Below are 19,579 nucleotides of genomic sequence, written 5' to 3'. Positions count from 1 at the left end.
TGAGTCACCGGGTGGAGGACAGGTGGGCGAACACCACGGTGTTGGCCTCGTACCCGGTCTTCTGGTCGAACTTGCCGCCGCAGGTGATCAGCCGCAGTTCGGCGCGGTCGGCGCTGCCGCCGCCGTACACCAGGGCGTCCGGGAAGTCCTTCTTCGGGAAGACCTGGACGGAGTCGACGGTGAACACGGCGGTGCGCCGGTCCTTGCGGGTCACCTCGACGGTGTCGCCGGGGCGCAGCAGTCCGAGCCGGTAGAAGACCGCCGGTCCGGTGCGGTTGTCGGCGTGCCCGACGACGAGCGCGTTCCCGGCGGCCCCGGGCGCGGCGCCGTCGCGGTACCAGCCGGTCAGGTTGCGCTGCTCCATCGGCGGGGTGGCCAGCTGGCGGGCGGTGGTGAGTCCGAGGCCGGTGACCGGGGCGTCGACCTTGATCGAGGGGATCCGGATCCTGGTCGGCGGCGAGGCCGGCAGCTGTGGCGCGGCGGGCACCGGTGGCGGGGTGGGCGCGGCGGCCGGTGTCGGGGTGGCCGGTGACGGTGACGCTGCCGGTGCCGGACCCGGTGACGGTGCGGCGGCCGGTGCGGTGGCGGGCACGGGCGGCAGCGGCGGCCCGTTCCGGCCGGTGGTGCCGTCGTGGACCATCCAGAGGCCGCCCGCCGCGAGCACCAGCGCGGCGACCCCGGCCCGCCAGGGGCCGGAGCCGTCGCGCGGGGCGCGGTGCGGACGGTCAGGAACCGGCATTGTGTCCGGGACGGCGGCGCAGCGCGCGGACGCCGAGCCCGCCGGCGCCGACGACCAGGGCGACACCGCCGATCACCTCGGCGGCGTTCGCCCCGGAGGTGCCGCCGCCGCCGGTGCCGACCCCGCCGTGCGGGCCGGGCGTGGGCGAGTGGCCGGGCGAGTGGCTGGGCGAGACGCCGGGGGAGGGGCTGGTGGAGGGTGAACCACTCGGCGAGGGCGAACCGCTGGGCGACGGGGAGCCGCTGGGCGAGGGGGAGCCGCTGGGCGAGGAGGAGGGCGAGGACGAGGGTGACGAGGTGGCGCAGGAGACGTCGAAGACCTTCTGCTTGGCGTTGCCGGTCTCGCCGACGAACGTCCATTCGAGCTTGTAGTGCCCGTCCGGAAGGCTGTACGTCTGGGTGGAGCCGGTGCCGTTGGTCAGCACGATCGAGCCGGCCAGCACCAGGGCGTTGCCGGTCGGCGGCTGCTGCGAGATGGTCCAGCTGACCAGCTGGAGGGTGTCGAAGTTGAAGGCGTCCAGGTAGAACCGGCAGACCTTGGGTTCGTCCCGGGTGTCGTCCACCGGAGTGGTCTCATTGTGGATCTTGACGTCACCGTTGTCGCCCGGCGCGGCCAGCGCGGCCGGGGCGGCGCCGAGGGTGAGCGCGAGGGCGGCGCCGGCTGCGGCGAGCAGCCGACGGGCCGGTGGCAGGGGATGGGAGGTGGTGCGCACGGGGCTGCTCCAGGGTTCTGGGCCGCACCCGGGGGCGGGCGGCCGTGGTCCAACACCGTCGGGGTGGGCGGCCCCGGGGGCAACCGCGCCACGCGGGCGCCGGCGCCGGTTCCCCACAATGGCCCAGCCTCCCCCCTGACTGTCCGTATGCTCCTGAGCGCGCCCTCGCAGGTTTTGTTGCAGCGTCAACTTCCTTACTGGAGGCATGCCTTGGTGTTCCGAAGCGAGTTCCCGGACGTCCCCGTGGTCGACCTGCCGATCCATGACGCGGTCCTCGGTGCCGCGGCCCGGTACGGGGACCGGCCGGCCCTGATCGACGGCCTCACCGGGGAGCGGGTCAGCTACGCGCAGCTCGCCGCCGCCGTCGAGCGGGTCGCCGCCGCCCTGGCCGGATCAGGCCTGGCCCGGGGCGACGTGCTCGCCCTCTTCAGCCCCAACTCGACCGCGTACCCGATGGCCTACTACGGCGCAACCCGGGCCGGCGCCACCGTGACCACGGTGTCCTCGCTGGCCACGCCCGCCGAACTGGCCGGCCAGCTGCGCGACAGCGGCGCCCGCTGGCTGGTCACCGTCTCCCCGTTCCTGCCCACCGCCCGTACGGCCGCCGCCCTGCTCGCCGAGGAGGGCCGGCCGCTGACCGAGATCGTCGTGCTGGACGGCGCCGACGGACACCGCTCGCTCGCCGACCTGCTGGCCGTCTCCGGTCCCGCCCCCGAGGTGGCCATCGACCCGGGCGAGGACATCGCCGTGCTGCCGTACTCCAGCGGCACCACCGGCCTGCCCAAGGGCGTCATGCTCACCCACCGCTCGATCGCCACCAACCTCGCCCAGTGCGACGCCCTCTACCGCCCCGCCGAGGGCGAGCGGGTGCTGGCCGTCCTGCCCTTCTTCCACATCTACGGCCTCACGGCCCTGCTCAACCAGCCGCTGCGCTGCGGCGCCACCGTGGTCGTGCTGCCCCGCTTCGAGCTGGAGCAGTTCTGCCGCGCCGTCGAGGAGCACCGGGTGCAGGCCCTGGTGGTGGCGCCGCCGATCGCGCTCGCCCTGGCCAAGCACCCGGTCGTGGAGCGGTTCGACCTCTCCTCCGTCGAGTACCTGCTGTGCGCCGCCGCCCCGCTGGACCACGAGCTCGCCGCCGCCTGCGCCCGCCGCCTCGGCCTGACGCACCTGCTCCAGGGCTACGGCATGACCGAACTGTCCCCGGTCACCCATGTGGTCTCCCCCCGGGAGAGCGAGCCCTCGCGCGGGTCGGTCGGCCGGCTGGTCCCCTCCACCGAACTGCGGATCGCCGCCCTGGACGGCTCCGACGGCGACCTCGGCGCCGGGGAGCGCGGCGAGCTGCTGATCCGCGGCCCCCAGGTGATGAAGGGCTACCTCGGCCGTCCCTCCGAGACCGCCGCCGTGGTCGACGCCGAGGGCTGGCTGCACACCGGGGACGTCGGCTTCGTGGACGAGCGCGGCTACCTGCACATCGTCGACCGGGTCAAGGAGCTGATCAAGTACAAGGGCTACCAGGTCGCCCCCGCCGAACTGGAGGCCGTGCTGCTCGGTCACCCGCAGATCGCCGACGCCGCCGTGATCGGTGTCCGGGACGCCGACGGCACCGAGTGCCCCAAGGCCTTCGTGGTCCGCGCCCCCGGCAGCGGCCTGACCGCCGAGGAGGTCACCGGGTACGTCGCCGGACAGGTCGCCCCGTACAAGAAGGTCCGCGCGGTGGAGTTCGTGGACGCCGTCCCCAAGTCCGCGGCCGGCAAGATCCTCCGCCGCGAACTGCGCGCCCGCGAGGCCGCGCGCGCCGCCGTCGGCTGAGCCCGCCGTCGCCGACCGGGCCCGGGCCCGTCGTCCGACCGGAGTGGACGGGCCCCGGCGGGCGCGGACCGGTGCCCGTCTGTGAGGATCGACCCGCCGCGCCCCCACCGGAACAGGAGCCGCCCGCAGCCATGACCAACCACGCCACCGCCCGCACCCCCCAGCAGGACCGCAGCCGCGCCACCCGGGCCCGGCTGCTCGCGGCGGCCGTGGACTGCCTGGCCGAGCTCGGCTGGAACGGCTCCACCGTCAGCGTCGTCGCCGAGCGGGCCGGGGTCTCCCGGGGCGCCGCCCAGCACCACTTCCCGACCCGCGAGGACCTCTTCACCGCGGCCGTCGAGCACGTCACCGCCGAGCGGCTGGCCGCCGTCCGCGCCCACGCGGACGAGCTGCCGGCCGCCGGCCCCGACCGCACCCGCGCCGTGGTCGACATGATCGTCCGCCTCTACACCGGCCCGCTGTTCCGCGCCGCCCTGCACCTGTGGACCGCCGCCGCCACCGAGCAGGCCCTGCGCGAGCGGATCATCACGCTGGAGGGTCACGTCGGCCGGGAGGCCCACCGGGCCGCCGTGGAATTCCTGGACGCCGACGAGAGCAGGCCGGGCGTACGCGAATCGGTGCAGGCCACGCTGGACCTCGCGCGCGGGCTGGGACTGGCCAACCTGCTCACCGACGACAGCCTCCGACGATCCGGAGTGATCCGGCAGTGGGCGGGCGTTCTTGAGGGTACGCTGCGCCCGGTACGCCCATGACGCCCGTACACCGGGAGCGACCGGGAAACCCCTGACCAAGGGGTCGCCGGGCGGCCGATGTCCGTGCAGTCTGGAGAAGAATCCCGGCCGGAACGGACCGCGAGGCCCACCCGGCCGGGCACGAGCCGAACCGGGGTGCTGCCTGATCATGCACGGACACGAGTGGGACGCGACCGACGCCGCCGACCCTGCCCCGGGCCGCACTCCGGCCCGTCCCGGTCCCGTGGGCACGAGTCCCACAGGCACGAGTCCGGAAGGCACGAGCCCCGCAGTCACGACACGTTCCGAAGGCCACCGGCTCGTCCCGCTCGCCACGGCCCTGCTCCAGGGCGACGGCCTGATCCTGCACTGGAGCGAGGACGCCGAGGCGCTGCTCGGCTACACCTCCGAGGAGGCCGTCGGCAGTCACGCCGCCCAGCTGCTCACCACCGGCGGCGACCGCACCGAGGTGCTGGGCCTCTTCGAACGGATCATGGGCGGCACCGGCTGGTCCGGGGTCTTCCCGGTCCGTCACCGCGACGGCCACACCGTGGACCTGGAGTTCCGCACCCACCCCATCGCCGGCCCGGGCGGCACCCTGCTGCTCCTCGCCACCGCCTCCGACACCCGCGCCGTGCACGCCGTCGAGGCCGACCTCGCGGTGCTGGACGGCATCTTCGGCCGCTCCCCGATCGGCATGGCCGTCTACGACACCGACCTGCGCTACGTGCGGATCAACGAGGCGCTGGCCCGGATGAACGGCGTGCCGGTCGCCGCCCACCTCGGCCGCCGGATATCCGCCGTCCTGCCCGGCATCAACAGCGCCGAGATCGAGCAGACCATGCGGCAGGTGCTGAAGACCGGCAAGCCCGTGGTGGACGCCCGCTCGCACGGCCGCGTTCCCGGCGACCCCAAGCGGGACCGCGCCTGGTCCGCCTCCTACTTCCGCCTGGAGGACCCCAGCGGCCGGGTCTTCGGCGTCTGTTCCTCCATCATCGACGTCACCGAGCGCTCCCAGGCCGAGGCCCGCGCCGCCCGGGCCCAGGAGCGGCTCGCCACCATCGCCGAGGCCACCGCCCGGATCGGTACCACCCTCGACCTCCAGCGCACCGCCGAGGAGCTGATCGAGGCCGTCGTCCCCCGGTTCGCCGACTTCGCCACCGTCGACCTGCTGGAGCCGGTGCTGCGCGGCTCCGAGCCCACCGCGATCCCCGCCGACCGGACCGTCACCCTGCGCGCCGTCGCCGTCGGGGAGGAGTACGAGACCGGCCTCGCGCACGCCGTGGACGTCGTCGGCGAGACCTCCGAGTACGCCCCCGACCGCAGCTACACCCAGTGCCTGCGCAGCGGGAAGCCGCTGCTGCGGGCCCACGTGGACGAGGAGGTGCTGCGCGGGCTGGTCTCCAGCGAGGACCGGGTCGCCCCCGGGATGGCGGCGGGCATCCACTCGTACCTGATGGTGCCGATCACCGCCCGGGGCATGGTGCTCGGCGGCTCCGAGTTCATCCGGATGCGCAACCCCGAGCCGTTCACCGACGCCGACGTCGCCCTCGCCGAGGAACTGGTCGCCCGCACCGCGCTGGCGCTCGACAACGCCCGGCTCTACCGCCGCGAGCGGGAGACCGCCCTCACTCTGCAGCGCAGCCTGCTGCCGCAGGAGGTGCACCGCACCCTCGGACTGGAGATCGCCTACCGCTACCTGCCCAGCAGCGTGACCAGCGAGGTCGGCGGCGACTGGTTCGACGTGGTCCCGCTGTCCTGCGGGCGGGTCGCCCTGGTGGTCGGCGACGTGATGGGCCACGGCATCCGGGCCGCCGCCACGATGGGCCAGCTGCGCACCGTCGCCCGGACCCTCGCCACCCTCGACATGCCGCCCGAGCAGGTCCTCACCCGGCTGGACGAGACCGCCTCGGGAATCGGCGAGGGCCAGTTCGCCACCTGCATCTGCGCGGTCTACGACCCGCTGGAGCGCACCGTCCAGGTGGCCTCGGCCGGGCACCTGCCGCCGGTCCGGGTCGCCCCCGACGGCACCGCCGAGAAGGTCGAGGTGCCGCCCGGCGTGCCGCTGGGCGTGGGCGGGGTGGCCTTCGAGTCCATCGAGTTCGCCATCCCCGAGGGCGGCATGGTCGCGCTGTACACCGACGGCCTGGTCGAGCGGCGCGGCCAGGACCTGGACGACGGGATCGACCTGCTGGCCCGCACGCTCTCCGGGCCCGGCCGGACCCTGGAGGAGAACTGCGACGCCGTGCTGGCCGCTCTGGTCACCGACGGCACCGAGGACGACATCGCGATGATCATGGCGCGGGTGCTGCCGCTGCCCGCCGACCGGATCGCCACCCTCCCGCTCAGTGGCGGCGGCCGGCTGCCCGGGCGGGCCCGCCGCTTCACCCGGGCCACCCTGGAGGCCTGGAACCTGACCGCGCTCACCGACTACGCCGAGCTGCTGGTCAGCGAGCTGGTCACGAACGCCCTGCTGCACGCCGACGCCCCGCGCCGGCTGCGGCTCTTCCGCGACCGGGTGCTCACCGTCGAGGTCTCCGACGCCGGCGGCCAGACCCCGCAGCTGCGTCCCTTCGCCGAGCAGGACGAGGGCGGGCGGGGGATGTTCCTGGTCAGCGAGCTGGCGCAGCGCTGGGGCAGCCGGCTCACCCGGGACGGCAAGGTCGTCTGGGCCGAGCTGGAGCTGCCCTTCGGGGCGAGGCAGTAGCGGGCGGACCCGTCGGTTCAGCCGGACCGGTCGGACCCGGCGGAACAACCGGAACGGTCGGCCGGAAAACGGAAACGGCCGTTCTCGTCAGGAGAACGGCCGTTCCGTAGGGGGAGCGGGTCACGCGCGGACGGTCTCCGACGCCTCCGACTCCTCGGACGTCTTCGCGACCTCCGCGACCTCCGCGACCTCCGCGACCTCAGAGGCCCCCGAGGCCGCGACGGGCGTCCCCGCCGTCGCGCCCGGCCCGGACAGCCCGCGCAGCAGCCGCCAGGCCATCACGGCCGCGCCGACCAGCAGGGCCGCGGCCAGCAGCCCGGCGCTGTTCATGCCGCTGACGAAGACCTGCTTGGCGCTCGCCAGCAGCGGCTGCGCCAGCTCCGGCGAGAGCCCCTGCGCGGCCTCGACCGCCGAGCCCAGCGACTCGCCGGCCCGGGCGGCGACCGCCGGGTCCGTCCCGGCCGGGACGGCCAGCCCGTTCGCGTAGATCGAGCCGACCACCGAGCCGACCAGGGCGATGCCGAGCGCGGTGCCCAGCTCGTACGCCGTCTCGGAGACCGCCGAGGCGGCCCCGGCCTTGTCGGCGGGCGCGGCGCTCAGCACCAGGTCGGCGCCGAGCGTGTAGACCACGCCCTCGGCCGTCCCGACCAGCAGGAAGGAGGCGGCCAGCATCAGGTAGGTGGTGTCCTGCCCCAGCCAGCCGAGCACGCCGACGCCCAGACCCATCGCCAGCAGACAGGCCGTCAGCGCCCCGCGGGCGCCGAAGCGGCGGGCCACCCGGGCGGTCAGCAGACCGCCGACCACCGAGCCGGCGAAGGCCGGCAGCTCGGCCAGGCCGGCCTGCAGCGGCTGGTAGCCGCGGACCAGCTGCAGGTACTGCGAGACCACGAAGATCACACCGGAGAGCCCGACCAGGGAGATCGCCGAGGCCGAGACCGCCGCCGTGAACCGCCGGTCGCGGAACAGCCGGACGTCGAGCAGCGGGGTCTCCAGCCGCAGCTGGCGGCGGACGAAGACGGTCAGCGCGGCGGCGCCCAGCGCGAAGGTGACCGGGACGTCCCAGCGGCCGACGCCGTGCGCGGCGGCCTCCTTGACCGCGTAGACCACGCCGATCACCCCGGCCAGCGACAGGAGGACGCTCAGCACGTCCCAGCGGCCCGGCTTGGGGTCCTTGGACTCCGGCAGCAGCCAGAAGCCGAGGCCCAGCAGCAGGAGCAGCACCGGGATGTTCATCAGGAACACCGAACCCCACCAGAAGTGCTCCAGCAGCGCCCCGCCGACCACCGGCCCGAGCGCGGCGCCGGCGGTCGCGGCCGCGCCCCAGATGCCGATCGCGGTGGCCCGCTCGCGGTCGTCCGGGAAGAGGCCGCGGATCAGCGACAGGGTGGAGGGCATGATCGTCGCCCCGGCGACGCCGAGCAGGGCGCGGGCCACGATCAGCCAGCCCGCGCTGGGCGCGTAGGCGGCCAGCAGCGAGGCGGCGCCGAAGGCGGTGGCACCGGCCAGCAGCAGCTTCTTGCGGCCGATCCGGTCGCTCAGCGCGCCCATGCTGACCAGCAGGCCGGCCAGGACGAAGGAGTAGGAGTCGCCGATCCAGAGCAGCTGGGTGCCGCTGGGGCGCAGCGTCTCGCTGATCGACGGGATGGCGAGGGAGAGGACGGTCGCATCCAGCGCGACCACGGTCACGGCCAGGACGAGGACGGCGAGGCCGGTCCAGCGCTGGCGGGCGGTCAGGGAACTCATGGCTTATCGGTGTCCGGTCTGCAGTCGGTGGTGCTGCGGTCCGAGGTGAGGGGGTCGGTGGTGCCGGGGTCGGCGGTGCTGTGGCCCGCGGTGGCGCCGGTGGCCTCCGGTCTGCGCAGGGCGCCGCCGAGGAAGAGCTCGGCGAGCGAGAAGGCGGCGTCGCGCGGGGCGAGCCGGCCGTCCTGGATGGCCCAGCCGACGCCGGCGACCAGGTCGAAGAAGGCCTCGCTCAGCCAGGCGGCGCTCAGCTCGATCCGGAACGCGCCCTGCTGCTGGCCGCGCAGGAAGAGCGCGTGCAGCCGGGCGATCTGGAGCTCCCAGAGGTCGTTGATCTCGTCGTTGTCGTAGAGCTGGTTCTCGCCGGCGAGGAAGGCGCAGAGCATGGCGTCCGGCACCGAGGCGTCGACCAGGCGGCGCAGCGCGGGCTCGGCGTCGCCCTCCTCGACCCCGGCGGTGTCCAGTGCGGCGGCGAACCGGCGCAGGCCGAGCAGGCCGACCTCGCGGATCAGCGCCTCACGGCCCGGGAAGAGCCGGTGCAGCGTGGCGCGGCTGATGCCGGCGGCGCGCGCGATCTCGTCCAGGTGGGCGGTCGGGCGGCGGGAGAGCACGCCGACGGCGGCTTCGAGGACGGTGTCGCGGTCGGTGGCCATGCGGCGAGTCTAGTTCATTTGAGACATGGATGTCTCAAAATTAAAAGGCGAGTCTCAGATGATCCGCTGAGCGGAGGGCGTCCGGGCAGCAAAAAACCGGGGGCGGCGGGTGCCGTCCCCGGTCGGGGTGCTGCTGACGCGTCGGTCGACGCCGGTCGGCTCAGCTCTGGTTGTAGAAGCCGGTCTCGTCCAGCGGGCGGTCGATCACCATGACCTCGACGTCGGCCGGAGTGAGCAGGAAGACCCTGCGGGCGATCCGCTCGATGCCGCCGCGGGTGCCGAAGATCAGCCCGGAGGCGAAGTCGACCATGCGCTTCGCCTCGGCCTCCGTCATCTCGGTGAGGTCCATGACCACCGGGGTGCTCGCCCGGATGTGCTCACCGACCGTGCGGGCCGCCTCGAAGCCCGTCGGCCGCAGGGAGACGATCTTCGTGGGTGAGGGGACGGCAGGCACCGTCTCCTGGTCCACCCACTCGTCGTCGTACACCGCGGCCGGGTAGTTCCCCGAGGGCATCAGCCACCCGTTGTGGTGCTCGTCGCGAAGTGCTCCCATGCCGCGCCTCCCTGCCTCGTCCCGTCTGGTCCCCCCGGTGGTGCGTGCCGTTCTTGACACGTCATCCACTCGTCGGAACTGTCCGAGTATCGCACTGTTCACCGGTCCCGTGCCCGCTCGCGACCCCCGTACGAGTCGTGCCGCGCCGGAAACCCGGGCGGACCCGGGCAAAGAGAGCAGACGCGGTGAGCCTCCGTACGGTTGCGCGCGTAGACCATATCGGTAGTGGCCGCCGGTTAATTGACCTTCTGTCAACAATGCGGAAACGATTTCGCGCGGCGGCTCACTCGCCGGTCGCGCCGTCGATCAATTCGCGCAGAAGATCGGCGTGGCCGTTGTGTCGCGCGTACTCCTCCACCATGTGCGCGAGGATCCAGCGGAGCGTCACTTCCTCGCCGCGGCGCGGCCGCCTGGCCACCGTGTCCAGCGGCAGGCCGGCCGCCGCGGCGCGGGCCGCCTCGACCTCGGAGCGCCAGGTGGCGAAGTCGGCCGCGACGTCGGCGGTGTCGACGTGGTCGAAGTCGCCGTCCGGATCGGCCTCGGTCCAGTAGATGCCGCTGGTGAGCTCCCCGCCGCCCAGGATGATCTGGAACCAGTAATGCTCCACCTCGGCCATGTGCCGGACCAGGCCGAGCAGCGAGAGGGAGGACGGCGGGACGGAGCGCAGGCGCAGCTGGTCGTCGGTCAGCCCCTCGCACTTGAGGGCCAGGGTGGCGCGGTGGTAGTCGAGGAAGGAGGTGAGGGTGGCGGCCTCGTCGGCGGCCATCGGCGGGTCCACCCGCGGGTTCGATTCGGTCATGCGGGCCATCCTGGCGTCCGGCGCCGAGGGGGCGCGACTCATTTGTTCGCCCGGTCTGCTTCGTCCGGCCGTGACGCCGGGCTGCCGCTGAGCCCGCCTGCCGCTCAGGCGGCCGTCGTCCGGCGGCGGGTCCTGGCCGCCCGCCAGAGCCCGGCCACGGTGCCCAGCCCCAGCAGCGCGATCACCCCCGCCGACAGCAGGAAGGCCGCGGACCCGGGCTCGCCCGAGCTGGCCGCCGCCGTCACGTAGACCGCCGTGGTCGGCACCGAGCCGACGGCGGTGCCGAGGACGAACGGCCGGAAGCGTGCCCCGGAGAAGGCGGCGCCGTAGTTGACCGCCTGGAACGGCATGCCGGGCAGCAGCCGCAGCACCAGCACGCTGCGGAACCCCTGCTCGGTGAAGCGCCGGTCCAGGGCGCCGAGCACCTTGCCCCGCAGGTACGGGCGGAGCGCGTCCCGCCCGAGCCCCCGGCCGAGGCCGAAGGCCAGGGCGGCGCCCAGCGTGGTGCCGAGCACGGCCAGGAGGACGCCCTGCTGGATGCCGAGGAGCAGCCCGGCCGCCGCGTTCAGCGCCGGCCGGGGCACGAAGGCCACCGTCGCCACCGCGTAGACCAGGGCGAACAGCGGCCCGAACCAGTACCAGGGCATCCGGTCCGCGAGCCCGCCGGACAGCAGCTCCGTCGGGCTCCACAGCAGCAGCGACCCGGCCGCCGCGCCGAGCAGGGCGATCAGCAGCGCCGGCCGCCACCAGGACGGACGCGGCGCGGCGGGGGGCGCGGGGGTGTGTTCGGGCGCTGGCACCGCCCGAGCCTAACCGGGGCCAGGGCCTACCAGGGCACCGGGTTGGTGGAGGGGTCGTAGGACCGGCGTTGGTTCCCGTCGAAGTTCGCCCCCCACTGGACCACGGGAGTGGCGTCCGCCGGGCCCCCGCCGTACGGGTCCGGCTTCGGTCCGCTGTGGCGTACGGGGGCGCCGTCGGCGGTGCGCCGGTCGGATCAGCTGTAGGGGTCCTTCTCGGGGTTGTAGTGCCAGAACTGGTTGGCCCCGGCGGAGTACTCCCACTGGATCACCGGGGTGCCGTCGGCCAGTGCGCCGCCGGAGACGTCCAGGACGAGGCCGCTGTTGGCGTTCACGATCCGGCGCGGGGTGCCGGGGTGGCTGGCGGGCGGGTCGCTCCACTTCTGGTTGGTGCCGCCGTTGCAGGTCCACTGGCCTGCCTGGGTGCCCCAGGTGGTGCTGTAGGCCGGGATCTCCAGGCACTTGCCGCTGTACTGGTTGATCCAGCCGGTGGCCGTCTGGGTCCACTTCTGGTTGGCGCCACCGGTGCAGGTCCAGATCCGGACGGGGGCGCCGTTGTCGGTGCGCCAGTCGGCGACCTCCAGGCAGAGGTCGTTCGGTCCGGCGTACATCCCGGTGCGGATCTCGGCGGGGCCGAAGTCCGCGGCGGCGGGCGCCGCCGGGGTGGTGAGGGCCACCGCGGGGGCGGCGACGGCGGTGGCCACGGCGGTGGCGAGGACGGTGGTTGCGGCGGCGAGCCGCGAGCGGCGGAACATCGGTCGACCTCCGTTGGTGCGGTTCGGCGCGACCCGGCGAGGAATCCGGGCAGGAGTCGCCGGGAGTCCCGGGCCGCGACGGAGTGTTCGACGGCCGAGGGTTCGAAGAAGTTGTGCGGTGCACCCGGACAGGTGAAGAAATCGTGCGGGCGGCCCGCGTCGGTGAGGTCGGCGTCCAGCCTCTCCGGGGTGAGCGCGGGCAGGTGGGGCAGCCGGTTCGGCGGCTCGCCGAAGTCCGGTGGGCGGTTTTCCGGATCGGTCCCGGTGGTCCGCCGGTGGAACGCGGGAAAGGCCTTTGTCGTCCGGCGGGACGAGTACGCCGGCCCCGGTGGTGAATTCCGGGCGGGCCCGGAAAGCGCCGAATTCGGTGCCGTCCGCGGCGGTCAGGGAGAGCGGCGAGGCCTCCGCCAGTGGCTGGGCGGCGGGGGAAGAGGCGGGTGGGGCGGCATCCGGGCCGTGGCGCCCGGGGATTCCCCGCCGGCACGCGAAAACCGCCGGGCGCGGCTGCACCCGGCGGTCGGCGATGCCGGCGGGGAAATCCCGTGGGAATTCCCCGTCATATCGCGGAGAGGTCTTTTCCGACAGGCCTTTCCGCTTCCGACGCGGTCGCGTTCTCCCCGGTGGAATTCCGTTCGGCGAGGCGCAGCGCGCCGGCGCTCAGCAGCAGGGCGAAGGCGAGCGCGGTGACCAGCCCGAAGGAGACGGTCAGCGAGGTGGCCTGGGCGAGGGCGCCGATGACCGCCGGGGCGATCAGGCCGGAGGTGTAGGTGACGGTGGCGACGCCCGCGATGGCCTGGCTGGCGTTGGTGCCGATCCGGCCCGCGGCGGCGAAGGCGAGCGGGACGATGACGGCGATGCCGATGCCGATGAGCGCGAACCCGGGGATGGCCAGCGCCGGGCTGTCGGCCGCGACCACCAGCAGGCCGCCCGCGGTGGCGACGGCGCCGCCGAGGCGGGTGGTGCGGACGGCGCCGAGGCGGCGGATCGCGGTGTCCCCGGCGAGCCGGCTGACCGCCATGGTGAGGGAGAAGGCGGTGTACGAGGCGGCGGCGACGGTGGCCGAGGCGCCGGTGACGTCCCGCAGGTAGACGCCGCTCCAGTCCATCGAGGCGCCCTCGGCGAAGACCGCGCAGAAGCCGACCAGCCCGATCACCAGCGAGCTGCGCGGCGGCAGCGCGAACCGAGGCGGCTCCTCCGCGCCCTCCTGCGCCCGCAGGTCGGGCAGGCCGCGGCAGACCGGCTGGGCCAGCGCGAGCAGGACCAGTGCGGTGACGGCCAGCTGGAGCCGGGCGTCCAGGTCGAGGTGGGCGGCGAGGATGCCGAAGGCGGAGGCGAGCAGGCCGCCGGCGCTCCACATCCCGTGCAGGCCGGACATGATCGAGCGGCCGAGCCGCTCCTCGATCTCCACGCCCTGCGCGTTCATCGCGACGTCCGCCATGCCGGCCGTGGCCCCGTACACCAGCAGCACCGCGCAGAGCACCGGCAGCGAGGGGGCGAGCGCGGGCAAAGCGAGGGCCAGGCACCAGAGGGAGAGCAGTCCGCGCACCGCCGCCCGCCCGCCGTAGCGGTGGACGAAGCGGCCGGCCAGCGGCATCGCCAGGGAGGAGCCGACGGCGGGCATCACCAGGGCCAGGCCGAGCTGGCCGGCGGAGAGGTCCAGGCGGTCCTGGATCCACGGGATGCGGGTGACGAAGCTGCCGCTGACGGCGCCGTGCACGCCGAAGACCAGGGCGATGCTCGCGCGGGCCCGGCGCGGTTCGGTCAGTGGTTCCGGTGGTGGTGCGGTGGTGCGGTCCATCGGCGTTCCCTCCCGGTCGCGCGTGGGGGCGCGACAGTGCCCTGTGGGTGGCCTTGCTGACAGTGAAGCGCGGGTGCGCGCGGTCCGGCCCGGTCGGTCCGGTCCGCTGTCCGCGCGGCCTGTGCGGCGGAGACGGCCGGCGGGCCGACGGTTCGATAAACTATCAGGAAGGGACCCTGATAGAAACACTCTGGAAGGATGACCGGCCATGACCACCGCGCGTACGGCAACGCCGAGCACCGCCCGGGCGATCAACGACCGGCTGGCGCTCAACCTCCTGCTCGAACAGGGCCCCCTGACCGCGACCGAGCTCCGCGACCTCACCGGCCTGTCCCGGCCGACCGTCGCCGACCTGCTCGAACGCCTCCAGCGCACCGGCCTGGTGGCCGTCGTCGGGGAACGCGGCGAACAGCGGCGCGGCCCCAACGCCCGGGTCTACGCACTGGTCGCCTCCCGCGCCCACATCGCCGCCTTCGACGTCCGCGCCGGCGGCGTCAGCCTGGTCGTCGCCGACCTCGCCGGGCGCACCCTCGCCACCGCCGAGGTCCCGGTCGAGGGCGGCGGCGGGCCCGACACCGCCGCGGCGATCACCGCCACCCTGCTGGAGACCGCGCGCGGCGCCGGCGTCGAGCGGCTGCACACCGTCGCGGTCGGCGCGCCCGGCCTCGTCGACCCCGCCACCGGACGGCTGCAGAGCACCGGCAAGCTCCCCGCCTGGCACGCCGAACTCCTCGCCGCACTGGAGGAGCTGCCCGGCACCGAGGTGATCCTGGAGAACGAGGTCAACCTGGCCGGGCGGGCCGAGTACCGGGTCGGCGCGGCGCGCGACCGCGACACCTTCGTCCTGATGTGGCTCGGCCACAGCGTTGGCGCCGCCGTCATCCTGGACGGGCGGCTCCGCCGCGGCTTCTCCGGCGGCACCGGCGAGATCTGCTTCCTGCCCGTCCCCGGCACCGTCGGGCTGCCCAGCGCCGACAGCTGCGAGGGCGGCTTCCACGGGCTGGTCGGCAGCGCGGCGGTCTGCGCGCTGGCCCGGGCGCACGGACTGCCCGCCGACCCGGACGGGGACGCGGCCGCCGCCGAGGCCGTCGTCCGCGCGGCGGTGGCGGGGGCGGCATCGGCGGGCGAGGGGGAGTCCACGGCCGGCGGGCGCTTCCTGGACGAGCTGGCCGAGCGGATCGCCATCGGCGCGGCCGGCGTCTGCGTCGTGCTCGACCCCGGCTGCGTGGTGCTCGGCGGCGAGGTCGGCCGGGCCGGCGGTGCCGAACTGGCCGGCCGGGTGGAAGAGCGGCTGGCCCGGCTCTCCCCGCTCAGCACCGAGGTCCGGGCCGGTACGGCGGGCGGCGGCGCGGTGCTCGCCGGGGCGGTGCTGACCGCCGGCGACGCGGTGCGGCGGGACCTCTTCGGCGAACCCTAGCGAAGCCGGGGCGGCGACCCCGGGGACGATCCCGCGCCGACCCCCGGGACACCCCCGGCACCCCCGGCCGCCCTCGCTTTCCCGTCGCCGTCCCCGGTACGGCAGGATGGCGGCGGAGGCGCACAGCGCCCACCCCCTGTTCCTCGAACCACCGTCAGGAGTCGCACATGGGCCAGCCCGGGGCGCCGGTCAACCCGTACCGCATCGGCGAGGCGGCGGCACTGCTCGGCGTCAGCGCCGACACCATGCGGCGCTGGGTCGACGCCGGGCGGCTCGCCGCCGCGCGGGACGAGCACGGGCACCGGATCATCCCCGGCGCCGAACTGGCGGCCTTCGCCCGGGAGCTGGCCCGGCCGGAGAACGCCGAGGCCGAGGGCCGGCCCTCCTCGGCCCGCAACCGCTTCCCGGGGATCGTCACCCATGTGGTGCTCGGGGACGTGGCCGCGCAGGTGGAGATCCAGGCCGGGCCGTTCCGGGTGGTGTCGCTGATCAGCCGGGAGTCGGCGGAGGAGCTCAACCTGGTCCCCGGCGCGCCCGCCACGGCGGTCATCAAGTCCACCAATGTGATGGTCGAACGGCGCTGACGCCCCGCGCCCCCACGAGCCCACGCCCCCGCGAGCCCACGAGTCCCGGAACCCGAGGAGCGGCCCCGGATGCCACCCCCGCACCTGCCGACCACCCAGAGCGCCGTCCTCGCGATCGAGGCCGTCGCGCACCGGCACGGCCGGACCGTCCGCGCCCAGCACGACATCGGCCACGACCGGACCTTCGCGGGCCTGGTCGGTCCCGGCGGTCCCGGCTCGGACCTCGACGTCACCGACGCCCTCCCGCACGAGGCGCTGCTGGAGTTCGACGGCCCCGACCAGGGCGACGGCCCCGACCAGGGCGGCCGCCCCGCCGTCACCGTCCGGCTGTTCACCCACGACGAGGTCACGGTGACCGTCGAGGGCGTCGCCTTCGACGTCGACCGCGACCGCGTCCCCGGCTTCCTGAACGCGGTCTGGTCCGACCTCGTCCACGTCAGGACGCGCACCTTCCCGCCGTCCACCACGCTGATCGTCACCGTCCCCGGGGAGCCGAGCCACCGCGAGGGCATCGGCGTCCACAGCCTCACCCCCTGGCTCGCGGGGAGGATCCGATGAACACCCACCACAGCCCCCGGGTACTGGCCGTCGCCCACCGCGGCGACCCGTACCGCCACCGCGAGAACACCCTGCCCTCCGTCGAGTCCGCGCTCGCCGCCGGAGCCGACGCCGTCGAGGTCGACATCCAGCTCACCCGGGACAAGGTGCCCGTCCTCCTGCACGACCGCACCCTGGAACGGCTCTGGGGCGACCCCCGGTCCGTCGACCGGCTCACCGCCGAGCAGCTCGACGAACTGCGGCAGGGCCCGCTCGCCGTCCCCACCCTCGCCGAGGCCCTCAAGGCGGTCGCCGCCGTCGAGGGCCGCCGCCTGCTGATCGACCTCGACGAACCCGGGCCCGCCGCCGCCACCTGGTCCGTGGTCACCGGACTCGGCGCGGAACGGCAGGTCGCCTTCTGCGGGCCCGCCACCGCGATGCTCGCCGTGCGCGGGCTGACCCCCGACGCCGAGATCGCGCTCACCTGGAAGCAGCCGCGGATGCCCGTCCGCGCCCTCCTGGACGACCTGCGCCCGCGCTACCTCAACCCGCCGTTCGGCCTGGTCACCCCCGAGTTCACCGCCGCCGCGGCCGACGCCGGGCTCGCCGTCTCCACCTGGACCGCCGACCTGCGCCGCACCATGCGCCGACTGCGGGACACCGGCGTCGCCTCCATCACCACCAACCGGATCGGCGTGCTGCGCTCCGTCCTGGACGGCCGCCGGTGACGGAATCGGGACAGCTGCTCGGCACCCGGGCGCTCGGACGGGCCCTGCTGGCCCGTCAGCACCTGCTCGCCCGCACCGACCTGGCGCCCGCCGCGCTGATCCACCACCTCGGCGGCCTCCAGGCCCAGGCCGCGCCCCAGCCGCCCTACCTCGGACTGCTCGCCCGCCTCGACGGCTTCACGCCCGAACCGCTGAGCGCCCTCCTGGAAGAGCGGGCGGCGGTCCGGATCGCCCTCCAGCGCGGCACCATCCACCTGGTCACCGCCGAGGACTGCCTGACCCTGCGCCCCCTCCTCCAGCCCGTCCTCGACCAGGCACTGCGCACCACCTACGGCAAACGGCTCACCGGACTCGACCCGGACGCGCTCGCCGCCGAGGCCCGGGAGCTGGTCGAGGCGGAGCCGCGCACCTTCCAGCAGCTCGGCGCCCTGCTCGCCGCGAGCCGCCCGGACCGCGACCCGGCCGCGCTCGCCCAGGCCGCCCGCTGCCTGCTGCCGCTCGTCCAGGTGCCGCCGCGCGGCCTCTGGGGACGCGGCGGCCCCGCCGCGCACACCACCGCCGAATCCTGGCTCGGCCGGCCGCTCGACCCGGCGCCCCCGCTCGACGACCTGGTGCTGCGCTACCTCGCCGCCTTCGGGCCGGCCACCGCGGCCGACATGACGAAGTGGTGCGGCCTCAGCGGGCTCACCCCGGTGCTGCGGCGGCTCGCGCCGCGCCTGCTGACCTTCCGGGACGAGCAGGGCCGGCTGCTGTACGACCTGCCGGACGCGCCCCGGCCGGACGAGTCCACCCCGGCGCCGGTCCGGCTGATCGCCCCCTTCGACAACCTGCTGCTCTCGCACGCGGACCGCACCCGGGTGCTGCCCGAGGAGTACCGGGGGCGGGTGATGACGCAGAACGGGATCGTGCTCGGCACGCTGCTGGTGGACGGGCTGGTCGCCGGGAGCTGGCGGCTGACGGGCGAGCAGGAGGTCGTCGTCCAGCCGTTCGCGCCACTGCGGCGGGCCGACCGGCAGGCGGCGGAGGCCGAGGCGGAGCGGGTGCTGGCCTTCGCGGGCGGGGACGGTGAGGTCCTGATCCAAGCCCCCGGATAGCGACACAACGGGCGGATCGTCAGATTCTCTGCTGAGATGGGTCGGTTCGGACTCAACGACGCTCGACGACGATCCCCGGCGGAGGTGGCCGTGCCCGAGGAGCGCCCGCCCGGCGAACGGCCCGACCACCGCAGGCCGTACCTGATGCTGCCACCCGCCCTGCGGCAGGCGGCGGCCTGGTCGGCGGCGGTGATCCTGCTGATCGCCGTCGCCTCGCTGGCCGTCTTCGCGCTCGTCGAGCTGCGGGCCGCGACCGTGCCGTTCATCCTGGCGCTGCTCGGCGCCTCACTGCTGTACCCGGTGGTGCCCTGGCTGGTGCGGCGCGGCGTCGGACGCGGCCTCGCCGCCGGGCTGACCTGCGTCGTGCTGGTCGTGGCGGTCGGCGGGGTGATCGCCCTGCTGGTCAACTCCCTGGTGCACAGCGCCCCGCAGATCGCCGAGGCCCTGCCCGCCGCCGGGCACCGGCTGGAGCAGTGGCTCGGCCCGCTCGGCGAGAAGATCCAGCACGCCCTGAACAACGCCAAGGGCGAGACCAACTCGCTGGTCTCGACCCTGACGAACGGCGTGCTCTCCGGGCTCGGCCTGCTCACCCAGCTGGTCACCGGCGCGGTGCTGGCCCTCGCCCTGGTCTTCTTCTTCCTCCGCGACGGTCACCGCACCGGCGACGCCATCCGCTCCTACCTGCCCGGACAGAGCGCCGAAACCGTCGTCGCCTGCGCCGACCGGGCCTTCGAGGCGATGGCCGGCTTCATGCGCGGCACCACCCTGATCGCCCTGATCGACGCCGGCTTCATCACCATCGGCCTGCTCGCCCTCGGCGTCCCCGGCGCGCCCGGCCTCGGCGCCCTCGTCTTCATGGGCGCCTACATCCCGTTCGTCGGCGCTTTCCTCTCCGGCACCGTGGCCGTCCTGGTCGCCCTCGCCGACGGCGGCCTCGGCACGGCGCTCTGGGCCCTCGGCGTGGTGCTGACGGTGCAGATGATCGAGGGCAACATCCTGCAACCGGTCATCCAGAGCCGGACGGTGGAGCTCCACCCGGCCACCATCATGGTCGCCGTGGTGGCCGGCTCCGGCATCGCCGGCATCATCGGCGCCCTCCTCGCCGTCCCGGTCTGCGCGGCGGCCACCGGCGTCGTCTCCGTCCTGCGGGGCGTCCCGGCGCGGGCGGCCGGGGAGTAGCGGCCCTGCGACCTCGGGTCAGGAGTTCAGGGTCTGGCCGCCGGCGCGCGCGAAATCGTCCAGTGCGCTCCAGAACACGATGATCGCCGGGCGGAAGTCCTCCACGTCCCCGGCTCCCGCGGCGATCGTCTTGAGGAGCCGGAACACCCGGGCGGCAATGTACGGGCCCGGGCCGGCCTGTGGTGGGGGAATCGGGTTGCCCGACGGTGATCGCCGTGGCAGCATCTCTAATGCGACGCAAGTCGCG

The 19,579-nt window shown here is 74.6% G+C and carries 19 protein-coding genes; 9 read left to right on the top strand and 10 right to left on the bottom strand.

Annotated elements, in window-relative coordinates:
- Window positions 1-4: 4 nt before the first annotated feature.
- Window positions 5-739: a class F sortase gene (locus ACYP53_RS24070; protein ID WP_459648899.1), complete on the bottom strand. Its 735-nt coding sequence runs from the start codon at window positions 737-739 to the stop codon at window positions 5-7.
- Complete coding sequence (locus tag ACYP53_RS24065; protein WP_189920280.1) at window positions 726-1,451, bottom strand: hypothetical protein; 726 nt, start codon at window positions 1,449-1,451, stop codon at window positions 726-728. Before ACYP53_RS24065 ends, ACYP53_RS24070 begins: the two co-directional genes overlap by 14 nt.
- Window positions 1,452-1,661: 210 nt before the next feature.
- Between ACYP53_RS24065 and ACYP53_RS24060 the strand changes: the two genes are divergently transcribed.
- The 3 genes from ACYP53_RS24060 to ACYP53_RS24050 all read left to right on the top strand — a co-directional run bounded on the left by ACYP53_RS24060 (window position 1,662) and on the right by ACYP53_RS24050 (window position 6,698).
- Window positions 1,662-3,260 (top strand): AMP-binding protein, encoded by a 1,599-nt coding sequence (locus tag ACYP53_RS24060; RefSeq protein WP_459648898.1) that lies wholly within the window; start codon window positions 1,662-1,664, stop codon window positions 3,258-3,260.
- 131 nt (window positions 3,261-3,391) lie between these two features.
- Window positions 3,392-4,012, top strand: a complete 621-nt coding sequence (locus ACYP53_RS24055) for a TetR/AcrR family transcriptional regulator (RefSeq protein ID WP_459648897.1) — start codon at window positions 3,392-3,394, stop codon at window positions 4,010-4,012.
- Window positions 4,013-4,160: 148 nt separating this feature from the next.
- Window positions 4,161-6,698 carry a SpoIIE family protein phosphatase gene (locus tag ACYP53_RS24050; protein ID WP_189920295.1) on the top strand — a complete coding sequence of 846 codons (2,538 nt, stop codon included), beginning with the start codon at window positions 4,161-4,163 and terminating at the stop codon, window positions 6,696-6,698.
- A 120-nt stretch (window positions 6,699-6,818) separates the two neighbouring features.
- Here the strand turns inward: ACYP53_RS24050 and ACYP53_RS24045 are convergent, their stop codons facing one another.
- From ACYP53_RS24045 to ACYP53_RS24015, 7 genes are all read right to left on the bottom strand, one after another.
- Complete coding sequence (locus tag ACYP53_RS24045) at window positions 6,819-8,441, bottom strand: MFS transporter (protein ID WP_459648896.1); 1,623 nt, start codon at window positions 8,439-8,441, stop codon at window positions 6,819-6,821.
- The gene (locus ACYP53_RS24040) at window positions 8,438-9,091 is read right to left on the bottom strand and encodes a TetR/AcrR family transcriptional regulator (protein WP_189920299.1); all 654 of its coding nucleotides are present in this window, start codon (window positions 9,089-9,091) and stop codon (window positions 8,438-8,440) included. The genes ACYP53_RS24045 and ACYP53_RS24040 overlap by 4 nt, the downstream gene beginning before the upstream one ends.
- 160 nt (window positions 9,092-9,251) lie before the next feature.
- Entirely contained in the window at window positions 9,252-9,644 is a 393-nt protein-coding gene (locus tag ACYP53_RS24035; RefSeq protein ID WP_189920301.1) for a cell division protein SepF, read from the bottom strand.
- A 283-nt stretch (window positions 9,645-9,927) separates the two neighbouring features.
- Entirely contained in the window at window positions 9,928-10,443 is a 516-nt protein-coding gene (locus ACYP53_RS24030; RefSeq protein ID WP_189920303.1) for a DinB family protein, read from the bottom strand.
- A gap of 104 nt (window positions 10,444-10,547) precedes the next feature.
- A complete protein-coding gene (locus ACYP53_RS24025; RefSeq protein ID WP_459648895.1) occupies window positions 10,548-11,243 on the bottom strand; it encodes a TVP38/TMEM64 family protein in 696 nt (231 codons plus the stop codon).
- Between the two features lie 194 nt (window positions 11,244-11,437).
- Window positions 11,438-11,995: an RICIN domain-containing protein gene (locus ACYP53_RS24020; RefSeq protein WP_189920309.1), complete on the bottom strand. Its 558-nt coding sequence runs from the start codon at window positions 11,993-11,995 to the stop codon at window positions 11,438-11,440.
- Window positions 11,996-12,551: 556 nt separating this feature from the next.
- The gene (locus ACYP53_RS24015; protein ID WP_459648894.1) at window positions 12,552-13,793 is read right to left on the bottom strand and encodes an MFS transporter; all 1,242 of its coding nucleotides are present in this window, start codon (window positions 13,791-13,793) and stop codon (window positions 12,552-12,554) included.
- A gap of 208 nt (window positions 13,794-14,001) precedes the next feature.
- Between ACYP53_RS24015 and ACYP53_RS24010 the strand changes: the two genes are divergently transcribed.
- The 6 genes from ACYP53_RS24010 to ACYP53_RS23985 all read left to right on the top strand — a co-directional run bounded on the left by ACYP53_RS24010 (window position 14,002) and on the right by ACYP53_RS23985 (window position 19,332).
- Window positions 14,002-15,210: an ROK family transcriptional regulator gene (locus tag ACYP53_RS24010; protein ID WP_459648893.1), complete on the top strand. Its 1,209-nt coding sequence runs from the start codon at window positions 14,002-14,004 to the stop codon at window positions 15,208-15,210.
- A gap of 167 nt (window positions 15,211-15,377) precedes the next feature.
- Window positions 15,378-15,794 (top strand): TOBE domain-containing protein, encoded by a 417-nt coding sequence (locus ACYP53_RS24005; RefSeq protein WP_189920315.1) that lies wholly within the window; start codon window positions 15,378-15,380, stop codon window positions 15,792-15,794.
- 69 nt (window positions 15,795-15,863) lie between these two features.
- Window positions 15,864-16,352, top strand: coding sequence for a hypothetical protein (locus tag ACYP53_RS24000; RefSeq protein WP_459648892.1), 489 nt, complete (start codon window positions 15,864-15,866; stop codon window positions 16,350-16,352).
- Window positions 16,349-17,059: a glycerophosphodiester phosphodiesterase gene (locus ACYP53_RS23995; RefSeq protein WP_459648891.1), complete on the top strand. Its 711-nt coding sequence runs from the start codon at window positions 16,349-16,351 to the stop codon at window positions 17,057-17,059. The genes ACYP53_RS24000 and ACYP53_RS23995 overlap by 4 nt, the downstream gene beginning before the upstream one ends.
- A complete protein-coding gene (locus ACYP53_RS23990; RefSeq protein WP_459648890.1) occupies window positions 17,056-18,153 on the top strand; it encodes a winged helix DNA-binding domain-containing protein in 1,098 nt (365 codons plus the stop codon). The genes ACYP53_RS23995 and ACYP53_RS23990 overlap by 4 nt, the downstream gene beginning before the upstream one ends.
- Window positions 18,154-18,243: 90 nt before the next feature.
- On the top strand, window positions 18,244-19,332 hold the full coding sequence (locus ACYP53_RS23985) for an AI-2E family transporter (RefSeq protein ID WP_229928882.1): 1,089 nt from the start codon (window positions 18,244-18,246) through the stop codon (window positions 19,330-19,332).
- Between the two features lie 18 nt (window positions 19,333-19,350).
- Here the strand turns inward: ACYP53_RS23985 and ACYP53_RS23980 are convergent, their stop codons facing one another.
- Window positions 19,351-19,479, bottom strand: coding sequence for a hypothetical protein (locus ACYP53_RS23980; RefSeq protein WP_268256606.1), 129 nt, complete (start codon window positions 19,477-19,479; stop codon window positions 19,351-19,353).
- Between the last annotated feature and the right edge of the window lie 100 nt (window positions 19,480-19,579).

Source organism: Kitasatospora sp. Ki12 (assembly GCF_054601375.1).
This window is presented reverse-complemented; position numbering and strand designations above follow the sequence as displayed.